This window comes from Providencia sp. PROV205, from assembly GCF_028479505.1.
In the GTDB taxonomy this organism is placed as follows: Bacteria; Pseudomonadota; Gammaproteobacteria; order Enterobacterales; family Enterobacteriaceae; genus Providencia; species Providencia huaxiensis.
On sequence record NZ_JAMPNU010000012.1, the window covers coordinates 1 to 23,075 of the forward strand.

At 38.5% G+C, this 23,075-nt stretch carries 24 protein-coding genes; 23 read left to right on the plus strand and 1 reads right to left on the minus strand.

Features of this window, described 5'->3' with window-relative positions:
- The 22 genes from PR800_RS08355 to PR800_RS08460 form a co-directional block, all read left to right on the plus strand.
- Positions 1-532 (plus strand): PadR family transcriptional regulator (locus PR800_RS08355; protein ID WP_272530555.1); only part of this gene is annotated, 532 nt, incomplete at its 5' end.
- Positions 533-913: 381 nt separating this feature from the next.
- Positions 914-2,323 carry a glutamate--ammonia ligase gene (gene glnA / locus PR800_RS08360; RefSeq protein ID WP_004262716.1) on the plus strand — a complete coding sequence of 470 codons (1,410 nt, stop codon included), beginning with the start codon at positions 914-916 and terminating at the stop codon, positions 2,321-2,323.
- 156 nt (positions 2,324-2,479) lie between these two features.
- Positions 2,480-3,529, plus strand: coding sequence for a nitrogen regulation protein NR(II) (gene glnL, locus PR800_RS08365; protein ID WP_239978489.1), 1,050 nt, complete (start codon positions 2,480-2,482; stop codon positions 3,527-3,529).
- Positions 3,530-3,538: 9 nt separating this feature from the next.
- Positions 3,539-5,011, plus strand: a complete 1,473-nt coding sequence (gene glnG, locus PR800_RS08370; protein WP_102138842.1) for a nitrogen regulation protein NR(I) — start codon at positions 3,539-3,541, stop codon at positions 5,009-5,011.
- A gap of 551 nt (positions 5,012-5,562) precedes the next feature.
- On the plus strand, positions 5,563-6,093 hold the full coding sequence (locus PR800_RS08375) for a fimbrial protein (RefSeq protein WP_102138841.1): 531 nt from the start codon (positions 5,563-5,565) through the stop codon (positions 6,091-6,093).
- Positions 6,094-6,150: 57 nt separating this feature from the next.
- On the plus strand, positions 6,151-6,819 hold the full coding sequence (locus PR800_RS08380; protein WP_102138840.1) for a fimbrial biogenesis chaperone: 669 nt from the start codon (positions 6,151-6,153) through the stop codon (positions 6,817-6,819).
- Between the two features lie 25 nt (positions 6,820-6,844).
- Positions 6,845-9,367, plus strand: coding sequence for a fimbria/pilus outer membrane usher protein (locus PR800_RS08385; RefSeq protein WP_210844128.1), 2,523 nt, complete (start codon positions 6,845-6,847; stop codon positions 9,365-9,367).
- A 14-nt stretch (positions 9,368-9,381) separates the two neighbouring features.
- A complete protein-coding gene (locus PR800_RS08390; RefSeq protein ID WP_229597507.1) occupies positions 9,382-10,422 on the plus strand; it encodes a fimbrial protein in 1,041 nt (346 codons plus the stop codon).
- 8 nt (positions 10,423-10,430) lie between these two features.
- Positions 10,431-10,946 carry a fimbrial protein gene (locus PR800_RS08395; RefSeq protein WP_166265975.1) on the plus strand — a complete coding sequence of 172 codons (516 nt, stop codon included), beginning with the start codon at positions 10,431-10,433 and terminating at the stop codon, positions 10,944-10,946.
- Between the two features lie 15 nt (positions 10,947-10,961).
- Positions 10,962-11,459: a fimbrial protein gene (locus PR800_RS08400; protein ID WP_102138837.1), complete on the plus strand. Its 498-nt coding sequence runs from the start codon at positions 10,962-10,964 to the stop codon at positions 11,457-11,459.
- A gap of 162 nt (positions 11,460-11,621) precedes the next feature.
- The gene (locus tag PR800_RS08405; RefSeq protein ID WP_195698053.1) at positions 11,622-11,900 is read left to right on the plus strand and encodes a helix-turn-helix domain-containing protein; all 279 of its coding nucleotides are present in this window, start codon (positions 11,622-11,624) and stop codon (positions 11,898-11,900) included.
- Positions 11,901-11,931: 31 nt separating this feature from the next.
- On the plus strand, positions 11,932-12,252 hold the full coding sequence (locus tag PR800_RS08410) for a helix-turn-helix domain-containing protein (protein ID WP_195698052.1): 321 nt from the start codon (positions 11,932-11,934) through the stop codon (positions 12,250-12,252).
- Between the two features lie 574 nt (positions 12,253-12,826).
- Complete coding sequence (locus PR800_RS08415) at positions 12,827-13,351, plus strand: fimbrial protein (RefSeq protein WP_102138834.1); 525 nt, start codon at positions 12,827-12,829, stop codon at positions 13,349-13,351.
- A 59-nt stretch (positions 13,352-13,410) separates the two neighbouring features.
- Positions 13,411-14,079, plus strand: a complete 669-nt coding sequence (locus PR800_RS08420; protein ID WP_195698051.1) for a fimbrial biogenesis chaperone — start codon at positions 13,411-13,413, stop codon at positions 14,077-14,079.
- A 26-nt stretch (positions 14,080-14,105) separates the two neighbouring features.
- The gene (locus PR800_RS08425; RefSeq protein WP_206276008.1) at positions 14,106-16,616 is read left to right on the plus strand and encodes a fimbria/pilus outer membrane usher protein; all 2,511 of its coding nucleotides are present in this window, start codon (positions 14,106-14,108) and stop codon (positions 16,614-16,616) included.
- Positions 16,617-16,630: 14 nt separating this feature from the next.
- A complete protein-coding gene (locus PR800_RS08430) occupies positions 16,631-17,590 on the plus strand; it encodes a fimbrial protein (protein ID WP_231068097.1) in 960 nt (319 codons plus the stop codon).
- Positions 17,591-17,599: 9 nt separating this feature from the next.
- Positions 17,600-18,115, plus strand: a complete 516-nt coding sequence (locus PR800_RS08435) for a fimbrial protein (RefSeq protein ID WP_239978511.1) — start codon at positions 17,600-17,602, stop codon at positions 18,113-18,115.
- 13 nt (positions 18,116-18,128) lie between these two features.
- Positions 18,129-18,626 (plus strand): fimbrial protein, encoded by a 498-nt coding sequence (locus tag PR800_RS08440; RefSeq protein ID WP_239978513.1) that lies wholly within the window; start codon positions 18,129-18,131, stop codon positions 18,624-18,626.
- A gap of 51 nt (positions 18,627-18,677) precedes the next feature.
- Positions 18,678-18,974, plus strand: coding sequence for a helix-turn-helix domain-containing protein (locus PR800_RS08445; protein ID WP_102138829.1), 297 nt, complete (start codon positions 18,678-18,680; stop codon positions 18,972-18,974).
- Positions 18,971-19,957, plus strand: a complete 987-nt coding sequence (locus PR800_RS08450; RefSeq protein ID WP_231068095.1) for a fimbrial protein — start codon at positions 18,971-18,973, stop codon at positions 19,955-19,957. Before PR800_RS08445 ends, PR800_RS08450 begins: the two co-directional genes overlap by 4 nt.
- A 188-nt stretch (positions 19,958-20,145) precedes the next feature.
- Entirely contained in the window at positions 20,146-20,367 is a 222-nt protein-coding gene (locus tag PR800_RS08455) for a helix-turn-helix domain-containing protein (protein WP_102138827.1), read from the plus strand.
- Positions 20,368-20,466: 99 nt separating this feature from the next.
- Positions 20,467-20,754 carry a helix-turn-helix domain-containing protein gene (locus PR800_RS08460; RefSeq protein WP_102138826.1) on the plus strand — a complete coding sequence of 96 codons (288 nt, stop codon included), beginning with the start codon at positions 20,467-20,469 and terminating at the stop codon, positions 20,752-20,754.
- A 78-nt stretch (positions 20,755-20,832) separates the two neighbouring features.
- Here the strand turns inward: PR800_RS08460 and PR800_RS08465 are convergent, their stop codons facing one another.
- On the minus strand, positions 20,833-21,714 hold the full coding sequence (locus PR800_RS08465; RefSeq protein WP_210848635.1) for a LysR family transcriptional regulator: 882 nt from the start codon (positions 21,712-21,714) through the stop codon (positions 20,833-20,835).
- Positions 21,715-21,896: 182 nt separating this feature from the next.
- Here PR800_RS08465 and ampC point away from each other — a divergent pair, with 182 nt between their 5' ends.
- The gene (ampC, locus tag PR800_RS08470; protein ID WP_272530557.1) at positions 21,897-23,039 is read left to right on the plus strand and encodes a class C beta-lactamase; all 1,143 of its coding nucleotides are present in this window, start codon (positions 21,897-21,899) and stop codon (positions 23,037-23,039) included.
- Positions 23,040-23,075 lie beyond the last annotated feature (36 nt).

Here is a 23,075-nt window from a genome sequence, read left to right on the forward strand (position 1 = left end):
CGATGACCGCCAAAGAGGCCGTGGAAGAGGCAAAGGGCTGCGTCGTTTATTCGACCATGGTGATCTTCATATTATGGTACTTTCGTTAGTCGCTAAAAAACCAAGCTATGGCTACGAAATTATCAAAGATATTCAAGAAGCCTCAAATGGCTTATATGTGCCTAGTCCCGGTGTTATTTATCCAACTCTAACACTGTTAGAAGAACAAGGCTTCCTAGAGTCTCAGATTGTTGAGCGTAATCGCAAAAGTTTTACCATTACTCCTGAGGGAGCAGCCCATCTAGCTCAAAATAAAGAAATTGAAGCTGTTATTGCTCGCAAACTAGCAAAAGCGCGTGATATGCAACAAGGCAGTAATTTGGCGGAAGACATTGAAATGGCTGTTAGTCGCTTTAAAGCATTATTACGTCACAAAATGGTTTTAAAACAGCTAAATGAAGAACAAACTCGCCAAATTGCCTCAATTATCAATGATGCAGTAAAACAAATTGAAGAAGTGAATACGTTATTAACAAATAGCGATGAAGATTAATGTTGCTGTTTCACCTTGAGCAACCTTATTTCTTTTTTATCTCGTCAGCATTGTGCTCTAGCAGAGCACAATGCTAATTTTTTATTTGAATTCTCATCTATAAACGCCATTCGCACCAATTTGGTGCAAAAACAGAACCATTAGCACCAAACTAGTGCATTACATATAAAGAAAGCTAGATGGCTCCCTTCGTCCACACGTAACAATCAGTATTTACTATAATTAAAAAGTTGGCACGCTTTTCGCTTATCTATTTATAGAGCGCGTGCTAACTATTTTTATATAACTAATTTTATATAACTAACACGCCAGACAAACAACAGACATACTGTCAAATGATAGCTTGTGATTTGTTGATTAGACCCGACCAGGAGAGCCGAGATGTCCGCTGAACATGTTTTATCGTTAATTAAAGAGCACAATGTTAGATTTATTGATCTGCGTTTTACCGACACTAAAGGTAAAGAGCAACACATCACTATCCCTGCTCATCAAGTTGACGAAGACTTCTTTGAAGAAGGCCAGATGTTTGATGGTTCATCTATTGGTGGCTGGAAAGGCATCAATGAGTCAGACATGGTATTAATGCCAGACCCATCAACTGCAATGTTAGACCCGTTCTTTGCAGATATTACGTTAATTATACGCTGTGACATTTTAGAACCGGGCACTATGCAAGGTTATGACAGAGACCCGCGTTCAATTTCAAAACGTGCAGAAGATTTCCTGCGCTCAAGTGGGATCGCCGATATCGTTCTCTTTGGGCCAGAACCTGAATTTTTCGTTTTTGATGACATTCGTTTTGGCAACAACATGCACGGTAGCTACTACCATATCGATGATATCGAAGCGGCATGGAATACGGGAACCAAATACGAAGGTGGTAATAAAGGCCATCGCCCTGCAGTAAAAGGCGGTTATTTCCCAGTTCCACCAGTTGATTCATCACAAGACTTGCGTTCAGCTATGTGTACCACTATGGAAGAGATGGGCTTGGTTGTTGAAGCTCACCACCATGAAGTGGCAACCGCTGGGCAAAACGAAGTCGCAACCCGCTTTAATACCATGACGAAAAAAGCGGATGAAACCCAGATTTATAAATATGTTGTTCACAATGTTGCCCATGCCTACGGCAAAACAGCGACCTTTATGCCAAAACCTTTAGTGGGTGATAACGGCTCTGGTATGCACTGCCATATGTCTTTATCTAAAGGCGGTGTTAACCTGTTCGCAGGTGACAAATACGGTGGTTTATCCGAAATGGCGCTGTATTACATTGGCGGTATTATTAAGCATGCACGTGCGCTGAACGCATTTACAAACCCAACAACTAACTCATACAAACGCTTAGTTCCGGGCTTTGAAGCACCTGTAATGTTGGCATATTCTGCACGTAACCGCTCTGCTTCGATTCGTATTCCAGTCGTTGCGAGCACGAAAGCACGTCGTATTGAAGTTCGCTTCCCAGATCCAGCTGCTAACCCATATTTAGCGTTTGCTGCTCAGTTAATGGCAGGCCTTGATGGCATCATTAACAAGATCCACCCTGGTGATGCGATGGACAAAAATTTATATGACTTACCACCAGAAGAAGCCAAAGAAATTCCAACTGTTTCAGGCTCTTTAGACGAAGCGTTAGCGGAATTAGATAAAGACCGTGAATTCTTAACCCGTGGTGGTGTATTCACTAATGACGCTATCGATGCGTATATTGAATTAACCCGTGCCGACATCCAGCGTGTTCGTATGGCACCACACCCTCTCGAATTTGAAATGTACTACAGTGTGTAACACGCCGTTCCACTGTTAGTCTTTGTTGCCGTGAAGCACTTGCCCCATCTTTTGATGGGGCCTTTTATCTCTAACGTATTTACGCAACAAAAATCAAATATCGGTTGTTTGGTCTATCAGGTATAATGCACCAAAATAGTGCAGGAGCAACATTACATGAAAACCGAACATTTGCCAGCACCGGAACACATTCTCGACTCCCTCATTAATAGCGTGCTAATTTTGGATTACGATTTGGTTATCCATTACGCCAACCATGCTGCACTCCAGATCTTAACCCAAAGCCAGCGCAAGCTATACGGTACGCCTCTACCACTGTTATTCAGTTATTGTTCACTCAATGATGAACTCATGCTCAATAGCTTAAAAGAAGGCCATAGTTTTACCGAAAATGAAGTCACCTTAGTGTTTAACAACCATTCCCATGTGATGTCATTCAGCGCACAGCCTTTTTCAGAGCAATTTATTTTAGTTGAGCTTTCACAGTTAGATAGCCAACGGCGCTTGAGCCAAGAACTCGCACAGAATGCCCAGCAATTGGCCGCCCGCGAACTGATCCGTGGGCTTGCTCACGAAATCAAAAACCCTCTCGGAGGTTTGCGAGGCGCTGCGCAATTGCTATCTAAAGCGCTGCCTGCCCCACAATTAAATGAATATACTCAAGTGATTATCGAACAGGCTGACCGCCTGCGAGCACTGGTTGATCGGCTGCTTGGCCCACAATATCCAGGGCCGAAAACACAGCAAAGTATCCATCATATTATGGAAAATGTAACGCGGTTGGTGTCATTAGAAAAACCCGATAACGTGACATTAATTCGTGACTATGACCCAAGCCTGCCCGAATTAGAGTATTACCCAGACCAAATCGAGCAAGTGCTTCTAAATATCACCCGAAACGCATTACAAGCTCTCGCTGAAACGGGGGGTTATATCACCTTGCGTACACGAACTGCTTTTCAAGTCACACTGCAAGGCGAGCGTTATCGATTAGCTGCACGTATTGATATTGAAGATAACGGTCCCGGTATTCCATTGGCAATTCAGGATACGTTGTTTTATCCCATGGTGAGTGGACGGCCTGATGGGACCGGACTTGGCCTATCAATTGCCCGCAGTTTAGTCGACCAACACGCAGGAAAAATCGAGTTCACCAGTTGGCCAGGTCACACTGAGTTTTCCATTTATCTACCAATTAAGAAATAGGAGATAACCATGACGCAGGGAAAAATTTGGGTGGTTGATGACGATAGCTCCATCCGTTGGGTACTTGAGCGTGCATTAGATAATGCAAAGTTCGCTTGCACCTGCTTTGACAGTGCGGACGCTGTACTCGCCGCATTAGAAAATTCACTCCCTGATGTGTTGTTATCTGATATCCGTATGCCAGGCACAAATGGTATTGAACTGCTGAATACCATCAAACAATCATATCCCCTCCTGCCGATTATTATCATGACAGCACACTCTGACCTTGATGCTGCCGTAAATGCCTACCAGTCAGGTGCCTTTGATTACTTACCAAAACCTTTCGATATTGATGAAACCGTCGCATTAGTCGAACGCGCTCTGAATCATAGCCGTGAACAAAACCATACTGGCCGTGAAGCTAAACAGCCCGCTCCTGTTGTCTCTTCGACCATGATCGGAGAAGCACCGGCTATGCAAGAGGTTTATCGCATTATTGGTCGTTTATCGCGCTCATCAATTAGTGTGCTTATTAATGGTGAATCAGGAACAGGGAAAGAGTTAGTTGCCCACGCACTACATCAGCACAGCCCCCGTGCTGATGCCCCTTTTATTGCATTAAATATGGCCGCCATTCCCAAAGATTTAATTGAATCTGAGCTATTCGGCCACGAAAAAGGCGCATTTACGGGTGCGAATCAAGTACGTCAAGGGCGATTTGAGCAAGCTAACCATGGATCTCTGTTTCTAGATGAAATCGGTGATATGCCACTTGATGTACAAACTCGCTTATTACGCGTTCTGGCGGAAGGCCAATTCTATCGTATTGGCGGTTATACCCCAGTTAATGTGGATGTGCGGATTATTGCCGCCACCCACCAAGACCTTGAAAAACGGGTTAAAGAAGGCTTATTTCGTGAAGACTTATTTCACCGGTTAAATGTCATTCGAGTGCAATTACCGCCATTACGTGAACGCACTGAAGATATCCCACGTCTCGCCAATTATTTTCTACAAAATACGGCGAAAGAACTCGGTGTCGAGGCTAAAGTTCTCCACCCTGACAGCGAAAAAATTCTTCAACGCTATTACTGGTCGGGTAACGTTCGCCAATTGGAGAATGTCTGCCGTTGGTTAACCGTGATGGCAGCAAGCCAAGAAATCTTACCGCAAGATTTGCCCGATGATTTGCTTGAAGAGCATCCACAACAAAATACAGTGGTAAAATCATCGCAAACCGACGCCATACCAACACAATCGTTATCATCACACAATCCTAGTTCTGCTGCTCAGTGGTTTGAACTACTTGAAGAGTGGACTGATAACGCATTAATGGAGGGTAAAGAAGATCTCTTTGCACAAACCATCCCCTTACTTGAGCGTACAATGCTAAATTGCGCGTTAAAATACACCAATGGCCATAAACAAGAAGCCGCCCGTTTATTAGGCTGGGGAAGAAATACACTAACTCGTAAATTAAAAGAGCTAGGAATTGAATAACCCCCCAATTGACTATCCTATTAAGATAAGCGTGACTTAATTTATTATTTCATGCTTATCTTAATATTCAATAATTCCAAACTAACTCGCATCAGAAAAAGATATTTAAACGTTAAATAAATTACTATTAATGATGATAGTTTTAAGATTATACTTTTATTACAGTACATTTTAGACTATTTTTACTTTAAAATAAAAAAATTAAAATAATGTAATGATATTAAACACCACAAAAACACATCATGCGTTAAGTAATAACAAAAAAACACCAACTTAAAACTAATTTAATTATTTAATTTTTATTTTTATCTTCAGAAAAAATCCCAATATTGAAAAACCAACATTTATTAAAATATCCACAAAAAACCCACAACCTATAATGTGAATATCAAATACAAGATATAAAAATGACACCTCAAAAGGGCATTAAACCTAAATTACTCTCATATTGTTTATTTTTAAAATAAAAGCCAAAATACTCACCAGTTGAGTAATTGAATATATTCACTGACTCAATCTCATCATATAAATATCCTCTTGGAGAGTAATAAATGAAAAAAAATGTCTTTGCCTATTTAATTGCGGCATCGTCTGTTTTTGCCATTAATAATGTATTAGCGGCTGATGGAACTATCGATTTTACGGGTGAAATTACCGACCAGGCTTGTCAGTTTGCAACTGGTTCTGATGCATTTACCGTGAACTTAGGAAAAATCGCTAAAACGGCATTACCGAGTACAGGTAGCACGGCAGCAGCAACTAAATTTACTATCAAATTAGAAAACTGCCCGCAAACCGTGACTAGCGCAACGGTTAAATTTGATGCCACCAGTTACGCAGGTGATAATAGTGTACTCCAGTTAACCGACCCTACTGCTGCGACAACAGCACAAAACGTTGGTATTCAAATTCAGGACGTCACCGGAACAACCGTTCCGTTATTTACTGAATCTAGTGCGTATGCATTAAAAGAAAAGACAGTAAATAATTTAGATTTTACTGCTCGTTATATTGCAATGTCTGATAGCGTTGGCGTTGGTCAAGCAAACTCAACCGCAACCTTCACTATCAATTATAACTAATTGGCTTTTAGGGTTTAAAGGGATTTAAACCTTATTCCTCTATTCAATGGTACTAATATGAAACGCTTAGTTTATTTTTTTATTTCTTCATTTTTATTGATTAATTTAGCCCATGCAGGCGTTATTATTGGCGGCACCCGTGTTATTTATAATGAGGGAAATAAAGATGTCAGTATTAGTGTCGAAAACCCTGATAAAATTCCTTATTTAATTCAATCATGGATTGATGGTATTGATGAAAATAAGCAATCCGCATTTACCATTACACCACCATTATTTAGATTAAATGCAGATAAAACCAATGCGTTAAGAATATTTTTAACCGAGAATACCTTACCGACAGATAAAGAATCATTATTTTGGTTAAATATAAAAACGATCCCAGCAACAGAGCGCACGGAAAATTCATTACAAATTGCCTTTAAAACACAAATGAAATTAATTTATCGTCCTTCTGCAATTAAAAACGTTGATTTTGTTGAAGAACAAAAAAAATTAACTTGGTCAAAAACAGGCAATATGATTACGGTAAAAAACCCGACGCCGTATTTTATGAATTTCCAAAGCATAACCTTTAACGGTAAAAAGGCGAATGACGTCTCTTATGCTGCACCGTTTTCTAGCACTTCTTTTGAGATTAACGATGCTGCCACTCATGGCACGGTGAAATGGGAAGTCATTAATGACTACGGCTCTGCATCTGAACTGGCTGAAGCGAAAATATAGCCCAAAATTGATTTAGGTTGTTAAAATGAGAATAAATAAAATATGCTTTAGCCTACTTATTTATTTAGGCTATACGGTACCTTTATACGCTGAAAATGCCATCGGCAATAATACAACAGAGGGAAATATCTATTTTGATCCTGATTTCTTAGAGTTACCCAATAAAGATGCGGTCGATTTAAGCCAATTTGAAAATAACCAACAATTGGCTGGTAATTATTACGTTGATATTTATGTCAATACCAACTTAATCGGAGCAAAAAGTTTAAAGTTTGATAAAAATACCGAGAATAAACTTGTTCCCTGTTTAACACTGGATGATTTAAAAAGCTTCGACATTAAAATTGCAGATTATCCTGAGCTACAAAATAGCCAAACAGGCTGCGTCAATTTAGCAATCATTCCTGACGCAACAAGCCAATTTGAATTTGATTCACAGCGGTTATACCTCAGTATTCCGCAAATCGCGCTGGCGAAAAACCCGAGGGGTTATGTTGACCTTGCAGATATCGATAACGGTATTACCGCTCTATTACTGAATTACAGCTATAGCGGTTCTAAAAATACCGATCGTAAAGGTGGAGAAGACACCACCTCAAACTACGTCAATTTACGCCCCGGCTTAAATATTGGGGCATGGCGTTTGCGCAACTATACCACGTGGTCCAACAGCACAGGGCAGCCCAATAAATGGGATACTATTTATACTTACGCCTCCCGTGGGATCAACCGCATAAAAAGCCAACTAACCTTGGGAGACAGCGTATCTCCGTCAGACGTATTTGACAGTGTACCGTTTCGTGGGGCTCAGCTCGCCACCGATGATGATATGTACCCTGAAAGTCTGCGTGGCTATGCGCCAGTCGTGCGCGGGATAGCTCGCAGCAACGCACAGGTTACCATTCGCCAAAACGGTTACACCATCTACCAAACCGATGTGGCAGCAGGCCCCTTTGAAATCACTGACCTCTATCCAACCGGCAGCAGCGGTGACTTACATGTGACGATAAAAGAGTCGAACGGCAGCGAACAGGTGCAAATTGTACCCTTTGCCTCACTCCCCGTGCTGCAACGTGAGGGTTATTTATCTTATAGCACCACCGCAGGTGAATACCGTTCATATGATAGCCATGTAGATAAAACCAAATTTGGTCAGTTCACTTTGGTATACGGTTTACCCTATGGCATCACTATGTTCGGAGGAAGTCAGTTCAGTGAAAAATACCAATCTTATTCGATAGGTGCTGGGCAAAACTTGGGGCGCTTCGGGGCGCTGTCTATTGATATTACCCAATCTCACGCCAAAATGCGTGATGACAGCAAAGAACGTGGTCAGTCTTACCGCTTTAGATATAACAAAAACCTCAATGATATCGGCACCAATATTGCTTTGGCAGGTTACCGCTATTCGACCCAAGGGTATTACAGTTTATCCGAGGTGTTTGATACCTTCCGTGATACCACTTACACTCCTGAAATCGAACGCCGCCGTAATCGCGGTGAAATCACCCTCAGCCAAAACCTAGGGGATACTTACGGTTCTATTTCAATGGGTTATATTAATGAAGATTATTGGAATAGTGACCGCAAAACACAGTCAGCAACCCTTGGCTATAACAATAGCTGGCAAGGGATCAGTTACGGGCTGAATTACACCTATAACAAGAATACCAGCAGCTATTCGCAGAGTGCTGGGGCAAAAAAATACAGTGATGAAGACCATTTATTTACTTTTTCGGTCAATATTCCGTTCAGTTTGTTTGAAGATACCGCCTACATTAACTTTGCCAGTAACCACAGTAGCCGAGACTCCAGTTCGAGTAGCATCGGTGTATCAGCATCTCACCTGAACAACCGTTTAAATTGGAGCATGCAACAAAGTTTAGCCGATCAGGGGCAAGGCAGTTCTGGTAATGCGAACTCCACCTATAAAGGCAGGTATGGTGAAATTTCTGGTGGTGCTAGCTATAGCAAAGATAACTATAACCTGTACTACGGAACTAACGGCAGCCTTGTCGCTCACCCGGGCGGGTTAGTGTTAGGGCAACAACTGGGTGAGACTGCTGCGCTGGTAGAAGTGCCTGATGCAGGGAATGTTCCCATATTAAACCAAGCGGGTGTAGTAACCAATAACCAAGGTTATGCGTTAGTGCCGTACGTCACCGCTTACCGCAAAAATACCATCGATATTGATACCTCGGCGTTACCTGACAACACAGAAATGGAACTCACTAGCCAGTCTGTCTCCCCAAGCCGTGGAGCGCTAGTGAAATCCAGTTTCACTGCCAATGTCGGTTATCGCGCCATTATGGTATTGAATTTTGCAGATGGGAAGCCCGTACCATTCGGCGCACAAGCCATATTTAAAGATAACCCACAATTAAATAATCTAGTGGGTAATAATGGCGAAGTTTATTTATCCGGTTTAACTGAGAGTGGGAACTTTATTATTCAATATAACGAGAAACAACAGTGTCAGGTTAATTATAACTTAGCCGGTGTTTCGGATTATATGGGGTTATATAAAACTACTGCGGTATGCCGATAAGAGGGAAATACGTAATGAAATTTATAGTGTTATTCACCACAACTATTATTTTAATAGCAGGTAAAGCTAATGCAGCTTACAACTGTTTTATCGGTCAACCTGTTAGAGAAGCGTTTATAGATGGCAAGCATATTATTAACATTCCATTTGACAATACATTTACAGGGGACTTAAAAACAATTATTGCAAATTCTAGTGCTCCATTAGATATGTATGTTAATAATATAGGCAAAGACTTCAATCCTCAGTGTAACGGTTTAGATTCTTACAACTCAAATATTGGTCCGGTCTACTACCAATATGCTTATGCTAATAGGCAAACATCTCAAACCCCTCTCGTTACAAATGTGCATGGAATATCTCAATATGTAAGATTTGTGGCTGATAGTTGCCCTTCATGTCCTGCCAGTATACAGTTTCCACGGACAGCCTATAACTATATTAGCAAAAATGCTAAATTTGGTGCGTTTAACGCTGGATTAGCTGGTCACTTTACCCTCACACTAGTCAAAACAGGGCCGGTAACTAAATCTGGATATATAGATAGTGGAATAATAGCGACAAAATCCAATCGCAATGAAGCCGCGGGATCTACTTTTTATAAAACGGCAACCTTGGCAATTAGACCAAACTCTATCTATATCAATGTGCTTAACTGTTCTTTAAAACAGGGTACCTACAATATTAATCTAGGTGATTGGTATGATACCCAGTTTAAAAAAGTCGGTGATACCAGCAGCAATATAGATATTCCAATTAAATTATCTTGTGCTGCAGGCACTAATATTAAAGTCAATGTCACATCTGACGCGATAGATAATGCACCAACAGGTAAATTAAGTTTACGTGGTTCGAATAAAGCTACAGGCGTTGCAGTACAATTATTAGATAACGCAAGTAACCCCATCCCTCTAAATACTCAGTGGACACAACAAAATAATGTGCCTGAAAGCGACTATATTTTTGGCTGGAAAGCTCGCTATATTAAAACAGCAGACAAAATTACTCCCGGAAGTGCGAATGCAACAGCCACCGTTAATATTCGCTACGAATAGAGGCTTTCATGAAAAAAATAATATTCACACTATTAACTATAAATATTTTTTATCAACCCTTATTGGTTAATGCAGCTGATACTGTAACACTAAATTTCACAGGCAATATCAAAGCCGCTACCTGTAATATCTCTGGCGGCAACAATATTGATATTGACTTAAAACGTTTACCGATTGATATATTTAATGGCGCGCAGACAGGATCCGACTGGAGAAATTTTGATATTCATTTAAATAACTGTTCGTCATTTATCAACCAAATCAAACTGACATTTGCAGGTACTGCGGACACGGCTGATACGACTAGCTTATATAAAAACCTAGGTACTGCTCAAAATATAGCTGTGCAATTACAAAGTGGTGATGGTGCCACACCGTTAGGCAATCAAAAAATATTACAAGTGCCCTTAAATGGGCAATCTGATATCGCTATTCCACTGCGTGCGCGGGCTTTTAGCATGGCAGGTAATGTCGTGGCTGGATCTATTTCAGCCAATGTCACCGCTACCATCACCTATTTATAAACTGGAGCTTATAATATGAAAAAAATGGTGCTTTTATTCTGTCTTGCTTCCAGCCCCGCATTGGCAGCAGACCAACAAATTAATATCAATGTACATGGTTATGTCGCAGTTATGCCCTGCGAATTAGAAACCATCAATCATGTCATTGACCTGAAAAAAGTCAATGCTTGGAATATTCGGGATACACAAACTTCACCGTGGGTTGATTTCTCAATTAAATTGAAAAATTGCCCTATGGGTACCAAGGAAGCCATTATGGAGATTAAAGGCACACCAGATTCAACCACAACGGATTATTTTGTTAATACCGGTAGTGCTAAAAACGTCGCATTAAACTTAGCCCACCATGCAAATAAAGCCACGATAAAAAACGGTGAAAAAATTATGGTGCCCGTTAATGAACAAACCCGCAAAGTTGATATTCCGCTATCAGCGAGAATGGCAGGCTATGGCTCAGGCATGACAAGTGGTTCATTTAATAGCCATCTTGATTTTACATTTGTTTATCATTAACAAAGTCTGGCTATTATCTTGACTAATATCCAAATAAAAACTGTATAGTTCGAATGCGTGTGATTTAAATCAAGATAGAAACCATAATACCTGATAGATATATCTTGAAGGTACAAGGCATTCTTTTACTTATTAAGAATAAAAAATCAATGAGGTTGAATAATGAGCAATTATTACCCTGTCTCTGCGGTTATTGGCCATAAAATAAAATCATTGCGTAAAGATAAAGGGCTATCTCTTATAGCCCTTGCTAAAAACATTGGCATTAGTGAACAACAGCAATTACGCTATGAACGGGGAAATAACCGAATATCAATAGACAGACTAAAGCAGTATTCCAATTATTTTGATGTCAATATTAGTTATTTTTTTTCATTTAATGAAGATGAAAAAATAAAAATTAAAAATGGTAATGAAATTAAAAAATCATTCCCCTTATAGTATTTTTACTTAATCATTATTGGTTATTAGTATGAAAAAAAACACATCTAAAATTGTCGGAGCACGGATCCGCTCACTCAGAAAAGATCAAAACATGAGTATTCAGCAACTCAGTACATTGCTCGGGATCAGCCAACAGCATCAATCCCGCCATGAACTTGGAGAAATACGAATTCATGTTGATACTCTTTATTCTATTTCTCAAATATTAGAACTTGATATTCAGGAATTAATTATTGATTTTGCCATCCCAATACCAGTTAGCAAAATGGATAGTAAACAGAATAGAAGAAAAATATTGCAAGCTGAAAGCCTATTATCGCCAGAACATAATTTCAATTTATACAAATAGTGTTAACAATAAAATAATATAGCATATCGTTAGGCTATTGCTCTTTTTTACCAATTAAAAATAATCTTCGCTCATGTAGTCTTAATTCAATCATATCAAATTAAGACTACACATCTAGTCTTATCTAACCAATAAAAACAAAATATAGCACATTTAGACCTACCAAATCCGATAACTATACTATTATTTCATTTTTCGATAGTAAAAATACAACATCCACTGTATGTGGTCTAATATGTCAAAACCGTATAACCCCAAATAATCACCATATGAGAGATAAATTAAACTTATATCCCTCCTTATAATTATTCTTGGTTTTATATCGTTATTTAACTTTAGTCAAAAAACCATTGAAAATTATATTTGACTTAGTTCAATATAGTATATCAATCCCTCTCTTATAGCGTGTTAACTCAATTAAAAAACTTAAATTCATTAATATTTGATTATATATTTCCAATTTTAACAAAACTTGTTTATTTTAAAAAATAGTCCCAAAATACTCTTCAATTGAGTAACTATTGCTTTTATATACTCAATGAAAAATAAATAATTATCTTTTGGAGAAAAACAAATGAAAAAGAACTTACTTGCATCATTAATTGCTGCAACCTCAATCGTTGCTGTTAATAATGCATTAGCAGCAGATGGTACTATCGACTTTACAGGTGAAATCATTGACCAAGCATGCGAATTAGCAGCTGGCTCTGATGCACTAAAAGTAAACTTAGGACAAGTATCTAAAAAAGCATTGCCAAACGCAGGAAGTACAGCGGCAGCAACTAAATTTACAATTAAATTAATTAATTGCCCTGCTACAGTAACAACAGCTTCAGTGAAATTTGATGCTGATTCTTATATTGGTGATGATGAAGTTATTAAATTAAAAGAAGAAACGGGTGTTGCAACTGGCGTTGGTATTCAAATTACTGATGATACGAATAAAATTGTTCCATTATTTACTGCCTCTAAAGCATATCCATTACAACAAAATGTGGAAAATAATTTAGATTTCAGAGCGCGTTATATTGCTAAGTCTGACACAGTGACTCCTGGTCCTGCAAATGCGACAGCAACTTTCACAATCAATTATAACTAAGTAATAAATAAGGTTTAAAAGGACTTAAGCCTTATCTAATAATAATCAATGGTGGTATTATGAAATCTATTATCTATATTTTCATTTCCTTATTAGCACTAATAAACACTGCGAATGCTGGTGTTATTATTGGTGGAACCCGTGTTATTTATAACGAGGGAAACAAAGATGTCAGCATCAGTGTAGAAAATCCAGATAAAATCCCTTATTTGATTCAATCTTGGATAGATAATATAGATGAAAAAAAGCAGTCTGATTTCTCTATTACACCACCATTATTTAGACTAAATGCAGATAGAACTAATGCACTTAGAATATTTTTAACAGAAAATAAATTACCTAATGATAGAGAATCATTGTTCTGGTTAAATATAAAAACGATCCCAGCAACAGAAAGAACAGAAAACTCACTACAAATTGCCTTTAAAACGCAAATGAAATTAATTTATCGCCCTAAAGCATTAAAAGAGGTTAATTTTATTGAAGAGCAAAAAAAATTAGTGTGGTCTAAATCTGGAAATAAAATTACGGTTAAAAACCCAACGCCGTATTTTATGAATTTCCAGAGCATCAGCTTTAACGGAACAAAAGCTAATGATGTTTCTTATGCGGCACCTTTCTCAAGTGCAACTTTTGACGTTAATAACTCAACTACTAATGGAACAATTAAATGGGAAGTTATTAATGATTATGGTGCAGCACCAGAAGCACTCGAAAAGAAAATATAAAATTATAAAATAAGTTGGGCTTTATCATGAAAATAAATAAAATATCTCTAGGCCTACTATTATATTTAGGCTATACCGCATCGCTATATGCTGAAGAAAAAACAGAAAATAATGTCTACTTTGACCCTGACTTTTTAGAGTTACCAAATAAAGATTCGGTTGATTTGTCGCAGTTTGAGAATAATGAACAACTAGCTGGTGCCTACTATGTTGATATTTATGTCAACACTAACTTAATTGGTGCTAAAAATCTTAAATTTGAAAAAAATAACCATAACCAATTAGTTCCGTGTTTATCACTGGCTGATATTAAAGAATTTGGTATCAAAACAGCGGAATACCCTGAATTGCAAACCGCAGGCAGTCACTGTGTAAACCTTGCAGCTATTCCTGATGCCACAAGTAATTTTGAATTCGATTCTCAACGTTTATATTTAAGCATCCCCCAAATCGCATTGGATAGAAACCCAAGGGGTTACGTTGACTTAGCCAATATCGATAATGGGATCAACGCACTGCTATTAAATTACAGCTATAACGGCTCTAAAAATTACGATCGCAAAAGTAGTGGTTCGGATAATACATCTCATTATGTAAATTTAAGACCCGGCTTAAATATTGGAGCGTGGCGGTTACGCAATTACACAACATGGTCAAGTAGCACTGACCAATCCGGTAAATGGGATACTATCTATACCTACGCATCACGTGGCATTAATAGCATCAAAAGTCAGTTAACCTTGGGGGATAGTGTTTCACCTTCGATGGTTTTTGACAGCGTGCCATTCCGTGGTGCCCAGCTTGCGACAGATGATGATATGTCCCCTGAGAGTTTACGCGGCTACGCCCCCGTCGTTCGTGGGATTGCCCGCAGTAACGCACAGGTGACGATCCGCCAAAATGGTTACATTATATACCAAACCGAGGTTGCTGCAGGCCCTTTCGAAATCAATGACTTATACCCAACAGGGGGAAGTGGTGATTTACATGTCACAATAAAAGAATCCAATGGTAGCGAGCAATATCAGATCGTTCCTTTTGCCTCATTACCCGTATTGCAGCGTGAAGGATATTTTTCTTATAGCGTAACGGGCGGTGAATACCGCGCTTATGACAGTAGCATTGATAAAACAAAATTTGGTCAGTTCACCTTAATCTATGGTTTACCGTATGGTATTACCGCTTATGGTGGTAGCCAAGTGAGTGAGCATTACCAATCTTACTCCATCGGTACAGGCCAAAACCTTGGACGGTTTGGTGCATTATCCATTGACGTTACTCATGCAAATTCAACGCTGAGTAATGACGTTAAGGAAAAAGGCCAGTCATATCGTTTCCGCTATAACAAAAATATCAACGATATTGGTACTAATATCGCATTAGCTGGTTACCGTTACTCTACTAAAGGCTTTTACAGTTTAGCAGAAGTCTTTGATGGTTATAGAAATACAAACTATGCTCCAGAAATTGAACGCCGCCGTAATCGTGGTGAAATTACGCTCAGCCAAAACTTAGGGGATAACTTTGGTTCAATTTCCGTGGGCTATATCAATGAAGACTACTGGAATAGTGACCGTAAAACACAATCTGCCACCGTGGGTTACAACAACAGTTGGCAAGGCATTAGTTATAGCTTGAATTATACCTATAACAAAAATACCAATAGCTACTCCTATAGCTCCGGCAGTCGCACGAAAAGTGAAGATGACCATCAATTAGCGTTCTCGGTCAGTGTGCCGTTTACTGTGTTTGATAACACCTTCTATTACAACTTTAACAGTAACAGCAGCAGTAACGGCCCAAGCACAGGCAGTATTGGGCTTTCTGCTTCACAACTCAATAATCGCTTGAATTGGAGCATGCAGCAGGGTTTCACCACTCAAGAACAAGGTACGAGCGGCAATATGAACGCCTCTTATAAAGGCCAATATGGTGAAGTTTCAGGCGGAACTGGCTATAGCAAAGACAACTATAACCTTTATTACGGGGTTAATGGCAGCTTAGTGGCTCACTCTGGCGGCCTTGTACTCGGTCAACAATTAGGCGAAACCGCGGCTATTGTTGAAATCCCAGATGCAGGTGATGTACCCGTCTTAAACCAAGCAGGGGTTGTCACTAATAACCAAGGTTATGCACTCGTGCCTTATGTTACGGCTTACCGTAAAAATGTGATTGATATTGACACTTCTGAACTACCTGAAAATACAGAAATGGAGTTAACCAGCCAAAGTGTTGCACCAAGCCGTGGTGCACTGGTGAAAGCCAGCTTTGCCGCAAATGTCGGATATCGAGCCATTATGATATTAACTTTTGCTGATGGCAAACCTGTACCTTTTGGTGCCCAAGCGATATTTAAAGATAATCCACAGTTAAATAACATGGTTGGTAATGATGGTGAAATTTATTTATCTGGTTTAGCTGAAAATGGCAGTTTTATTATTCAATATAACGATAAACAACAGTGCCAAGTAAATTATAACTTAGCAGGCATATCGAATTATATGGGTTTATATAAAACAACTGCTGTTTGCCGATAATAAGGAGGCCAGTTATGAATAATCTTATTTATAAATCGATATTAACTATGAGTTTTATATATTTATACTCAGGATATGCTAATGCAGCTTGTGTTCAAAATCCCACATGGAGAAACATACAAAAAACAATACCTAATGAAACAATCAACATACAATATGATGACACTAGGTCTTATCAATTAAAATCTATATCTTTACCGATTTATTCGGGGACTTATAACCCGACTAATGGTGTTGGTCAAGATTGTGGCGGAAATCAAGTTGGTATTTATCTAGCACCAGTCAGTAATGGTATGGCCGTAAGTGGAATTAATGGTATTGGTATCAAAGCGAGAATTAATAGCTTTGGGCCAGATACTTTCTTTCCTGTAAATGGTCCATATACGGCAACTACATGGACATTTACGAATCCGACATGGGATATTCGTATAGAAAAAACAGGTCATGTTACTTCTGGTGGGATTATTTCAACACGGCAACTCGCTAGATTTTATCAACAAAATAGAAAAACAGGTACTGATTTTATTATTTCAACTGTCTCTTTTTCCACTAACTATCGAATAAATGTACTCAGTTGCTCACTAAAAAATTCAGTTCCTACCATTAACTTAGGTGATTGGTATGATACCCAATTTCCCGCTGTTGGCAGTACCAGTACAAATATCAATATTCCCATTACATTAAACTGCATGGCGGGCACCAATATTAAAGCGACGGTAACAAGCTCTAAATATGAAGATACGGCTACAGGAAAATTAGCTCTAACGGGACCTGGTAGTGCCACTGGTGTCGCAATACAATTGCTGGATAAAAATAATAACCCGATCAAATTGAACACTATGAATAGCCTGCAAAATAATGTGCCTGCTGGTGACTATATGTTCAATTGGAAGGCTCGCTATATCAAAACGGCCGCGAGTATCACGCCAGGTACAGCAAACGCCTCTGCGACTGTAAATATTCGCTATGAGTAGGAATAAAAAATGAAAAAAATATCTAAAAATTTACTTTTACTTAGTAGCTTAATATTCAGTGGAAATTCATTTGCTGCTAGCACAGTGACATTGAATTTTACCGGAAATATTAAAGCCGCAACTTGCAATATTACCGGTGGGAATAACATTGATATTGACCTGAAAAATATTTCTGCTGATGTATTTCGTAATGCAAGTTCAGGTTCTAACTGGAACACATTTAATATCAGCCTAAATAATTGTTCATCTTTTATTAACCAAGTAAAACTGACATTTACAGGAACCGTGGATACTGCGGATGCAGCCAGCTTATACAAAAACCAAGGTACGGCTAAAAACCTAGCTGTTCAACTACAAAATGGTAATGGAACAACCGCTTTAGGTAACCAAAAAGTATTACAAGTTCCGACAAATGGGCAAGCGAATATTAATATTCCATTACGCACACGTGCCTTTAGCTCATTAGGTAATGCCACTCCGGGAACTATTTCCGCCAATATTACGGCAACCATTACCTATTTATAAAAGAGAGAATAATATGAGACATTTTATCCTATTACTATCACTAATGAGCTGTTCTTTAACTGCATTTGGGCTAACAGCAAATATTAAAGTGCATGGCGTCGTTATTGCAGCGCCTTGTGAGGTTGAAAAAAATAACTATTTAATCGATTTGAAAAAAATTAATATTTGGAATATCAAAGATACGCAAAAGTCTCCGTGGGTTGATTTTTCCGTGAAGCTAAAAAATTGCCCTGTCGGCACCACCAAAGCTGTAATGAAAATATCCGGCACACCAGACTCAACAGTAACTGAACATTTTATTAATAATGGTTCGGCGAAAAATGTGGCATTAAATTTAGCCAATACCGCCAATAAAACAACAATAAAAAATGGCGATACCATTACCGCGAATGTGAATACACAAACGCGAAATGTTGAAATACCACTATCAGCACGAGTCTCGGGTTATGGAAGTGGTATGGTTGCAGGTTCATTTAAAAGCCATTTAGAATTTACATTTACATATCAGTAAGTAAGTTTGTTTTGATTATATCAGTTTTAATAGGGGAAAGGGGAAAGCGGTATGCCTAATTACTATCCTATATCAAAAATAATTGGCAATAAAATCACCTATTACCGAAAAATGAAAGGCATGACATTAGAAAATTTATCTAATATCGTGGGTGTAAGTGAACAACAACAGTCACGCTATGAACGTGGTATTAATCGAATTAATATTGATAGGCTTTATCATTACTCTAAGATATTTGAAATTGATATTATGGCTTTTTTTATTTTCAATTCTAAGGAGATCAATGAGATTGAGCATTCAGAAGAAAGACATTTAATAAAAAAAGTAAATGTTAAGGATATTTTATGACTAAAAAGAAAATTTTACTGGTAATAATAGGATCGGTTTTTGCTTATTCTGCATATACACAAGCAGCCTGTATTCAAAACCCTAATTTACGGAATGTTGTGGTGAATGTACCGGCAAGAACCTATTCACTGCAATATGATGATACAGGGGCTCGTGATTTAGCCACTATTCAAGTCAATTTTAAGAGCTCACATATCAATACATATTCAGGCCCAATGAGTAATGGCCGGTGTGGTGATGCCTATTTACATGCTGACTATGTGAATGGTTGGGTACCAAACGGTAATAAAATTGCAACCAGTAATATACCGGGTATTAGCATCCAAGTAAAAGCAACCGAAATTGGTTTCTTAAATACACGTTATGGGCCACCAACAGGTGCCAACCCTGCCGCTTGGGGAATTCCTAATCCATATTGGACCATCACCATTAAAAAAACTGGGCAAGTCACACAAGGTGGAAATTTAAAGGCAGGGCATGTGGGAAGACTAACACAGCGTAACCCAGCACCACATAACAGTACGTGGAATTTAACATCGTTGAATATTCCAGCAGGTGCTATCAAAATTAATGTATTAAAGTGCTCAACAAAAGCAAATAGTTACAATGTTAACTTAGGAACTTGGTATGACACTCAATTTAAATCTGTGGGCTCTACCAGCAATAGTGTCAATATACCCATTACATTAAGCTGCGCTGCGGGCACCAATCTAAAAGTGACAGTCACAAGTAGTGCTGGGTATGTTGATACCAATACAGGGAAGATTAAATTGTCTGGGCAAGGGCAAGCGACCGGAGTCGCTATCCAATTATTGGATAGAAACAGTAACCCGATAAAGCTCAACTCAAAGTTCACTTTGCAAAACAATGTTGCAGGTGGCGATTATATTTTTAATTGGAAAGCTAGATATATTAAGACTGCTAATAATATAACTGCAGGAACTGCAAACTCAACAGCGTCGGTTAACATAAGATATGAATAAATAGCATTCAACATTCATCATAAAAAGATATTAATTTATTTATAATTTGATTTTTATTGCTAACATCGAAAAATATCATCGAACAATTGATAAATAGCAAATTTACTATTTTATTAAAATGGTTAAAATAGAGGAGTAATCTTTCATAGTGTTTATTTAGAAATAAAAAGATAACTATAGGAGTATACATGCCTTATTCAGTATCTTACCTAATTGGCAAAAAAATACTTTTTTATCGGAAAACGAATGGACTTTCAGTTAATGAATTATCCGAGGTTATTGGCATCAGCCCACAACAGCAGTCACGATATGAAAGAGGCGTGAATAGAATTACTTTAGATAGATTGTTCCAATATGCAACGTATTTTGAGATTGATATTAAAAAATTCTTTCAGTCTCATGACATTTAATGAATAAATTAATTAGTAATATCAACACTAGAAAAATTACATTAAAAATATTTAATTATATTCACATTGAAATATTCAAAATAAATTAGAGAGAGAATCATGAAACGAAAAATATCTAAATCCGTCGGTTTAAAAATAAGATCATTAAGAGAAAGTCACGGAATGAGTGGTAAAGAGTTAAGCATGTTGTTAGGTATTAGCCAACAGCACCAATCACGCTATGAAAATGGTGAAGTTAATATTCATGTCGATACCATTTACCAATTGGCACAAATATTTAATGTTTCGCCAATCTATTTCTTTACTGAAACCATTACGAATATTAATAGTACAGAACTCCCTATTAATAAAAAGAATTATTTCTCTGCTGAAGCTTTGGTATTCTAACAGCTAAATATGAGCATTATAATATGCCAATAGATTAAATATCGGTGCTATTTCTATTTATAGCATAGCACCGAATTATTATTCTTTTTTAGACTCCTCCACCAACCAATTGCGAAATATCGCCATCGCTGGTGTCATGACTCTCGACTTTAAACGGCTTAACCAATATCCACCCAGTGTTACAGATACATCAAAAGGTTGAACTAACTCCCCTGCACTTAATTCATGGCTAAACATGCAACTTGGCACCAATGCCACGCTGTCAGTTAATAACGCAGCCTCAACCATTAATCGAGAAGAATCAAATACAGGCCCTTTGACACGCCATGGTTCCACTTCTGCGGCTAAAAACCATTTCTCCCACTCATCTTTACGGTAAGAACGCATTAACTGGTGGGATTTTAAATCTAATGGGTGATTAAGTAAGCTCGCGACTTTCTCTGAACAAAGCACCGTATGCGCCGTTGAAAATAAGGGGATATTTTCTACCAGGGGCCATAGCCCTTCACCAAAGCGAATTGCAAAATCAACGCCTTCAGCGGCTAAATTCACCACATTATTATGAGTCATAATGCGTAAATCAATATAAGGATATAGCTCCGAAAATTGCGTTAGTCTTGGCAATAACCAGCCCACAGCAAATGTGCCAACAACTGAAATACTTAAGGTTTCTCGATAATGACCATCTTCAAATTGCAACAATAGTGACTCAATTTGGTCAAAAGAGCGGCTCAAAACAGGCAATAATGCAAAACCTTCTTCAGTTAATGCAAGCCCTCGAGGTAAACGAATAAATAGTTCTAGTCCCAATTGCTCCTCTAACAGCCTAACTTGTTGGCTGACAGCCGCCTGAGTAACATTCAATTCTATTCCTGCTCGCGTAAAGCTTAAATGCCGTGCTGAAGCTTCAAAAGCCCTAAGCGCATTGAGAGGAAGCCGATGACGATAATTTTCTGCCATAAGATTTTCTTTTACCTCATCGAATTTTATATCGTTTTAAATAATGATTGAAAGCATGCATACTACTTTGAAATCGCGGTTTAACCGCCTAATAGCCTATATTAAAGCACTTTATATTTACAATGAAGCGCTTTCAGTTCCTGTTAGCAATAACTTAAACTTGTACTTATTGGAATAACTCTATGAAAACCCTTTTTCGTCAGGGGCGAATTTTTGTCGCTCTGAGTTTGGCGTTAACCACGCTATCCGCTAATGCGTTCACTCAAAAGGATGTGGATGACATTATTAAACCTCTGATGGAACAAAAACAGATCTCTGGAATGTCTGTCGCCATTTCCGTTGATGGAAAACACTATATTTATCATTATGGTGTGCAATCTAAGCAAAGCTTAGTGCCTGTCAGTGATAAGACTTTATTTGAGATTGGCTCTTTATCTAAAACATTCACAGCCACACTCGCAGCCTATGCACAAAACCAAGGAAAACTCGATTTCTCGCAAAAGGTAAGCCACTATCTTCCTGAATTAAAAGGGTCTGCTTTTGACCAAATCACAGTAATGAACTTGGCAACTCACACTTCCGGTTTATCGTTATTTGTGCCTGATAGCATTACGAATTCAGCGGAATTATTCCGTTATTACCAGCAGTGGCAACCTGAAAAAGCTATTGGACAATATCGCTCTTACTCAAATCTTGGCGTGGGATTACTCGGCATCGTTACGGCTAAACAACTCAAAATGCCATTTGAACAAGCGATGGAAAAACTGATGCTGCCTGCGCTTGGGCTGAAACATACCTATATTCATGTCCCTAAAAATCAACAGAAAAATTATGCTCAAGGCTATAATAAGAACAATCAACCCGTTCGTGTAACACCACAAATTTTAGATGCTGAATCTTATGGTTTGAAATCTAGCGCTAAAGATCTAATTCGCTTCTTAGATATTAATATGCAAACAAAGAAAGTCGCTAAACCGTGGCAGGAAGCCATAGAGAACACGCATGCTGGGTTCTATATGACCGATTCATTTGTGCAAGATATGATGTGGGAAAGTTACTCATGGCCTGTATCCATTTCTCAATTACAGCAAGGTAACCGAGATGAAATGGCATTACAGCCACAAAAGGTCGAAGCGATTACACCAGCACTACCGCCAGAAACACAAGCTTTCTACAACAAAACCGGCTCAACCAATGGTTTTGCAACCTATGCGGCATTTATTCCTGAAGACCGAATTGCGGTTGTGATTTTGTCCAACAAATGGTATCCCATCCCTGATCGCATCAGTGCGGCTTATCAGCTAATCGAAAAAGCGAAATACTAGCCCCCGCAGAAGATGCTGAATGTGGAATAACGCTAT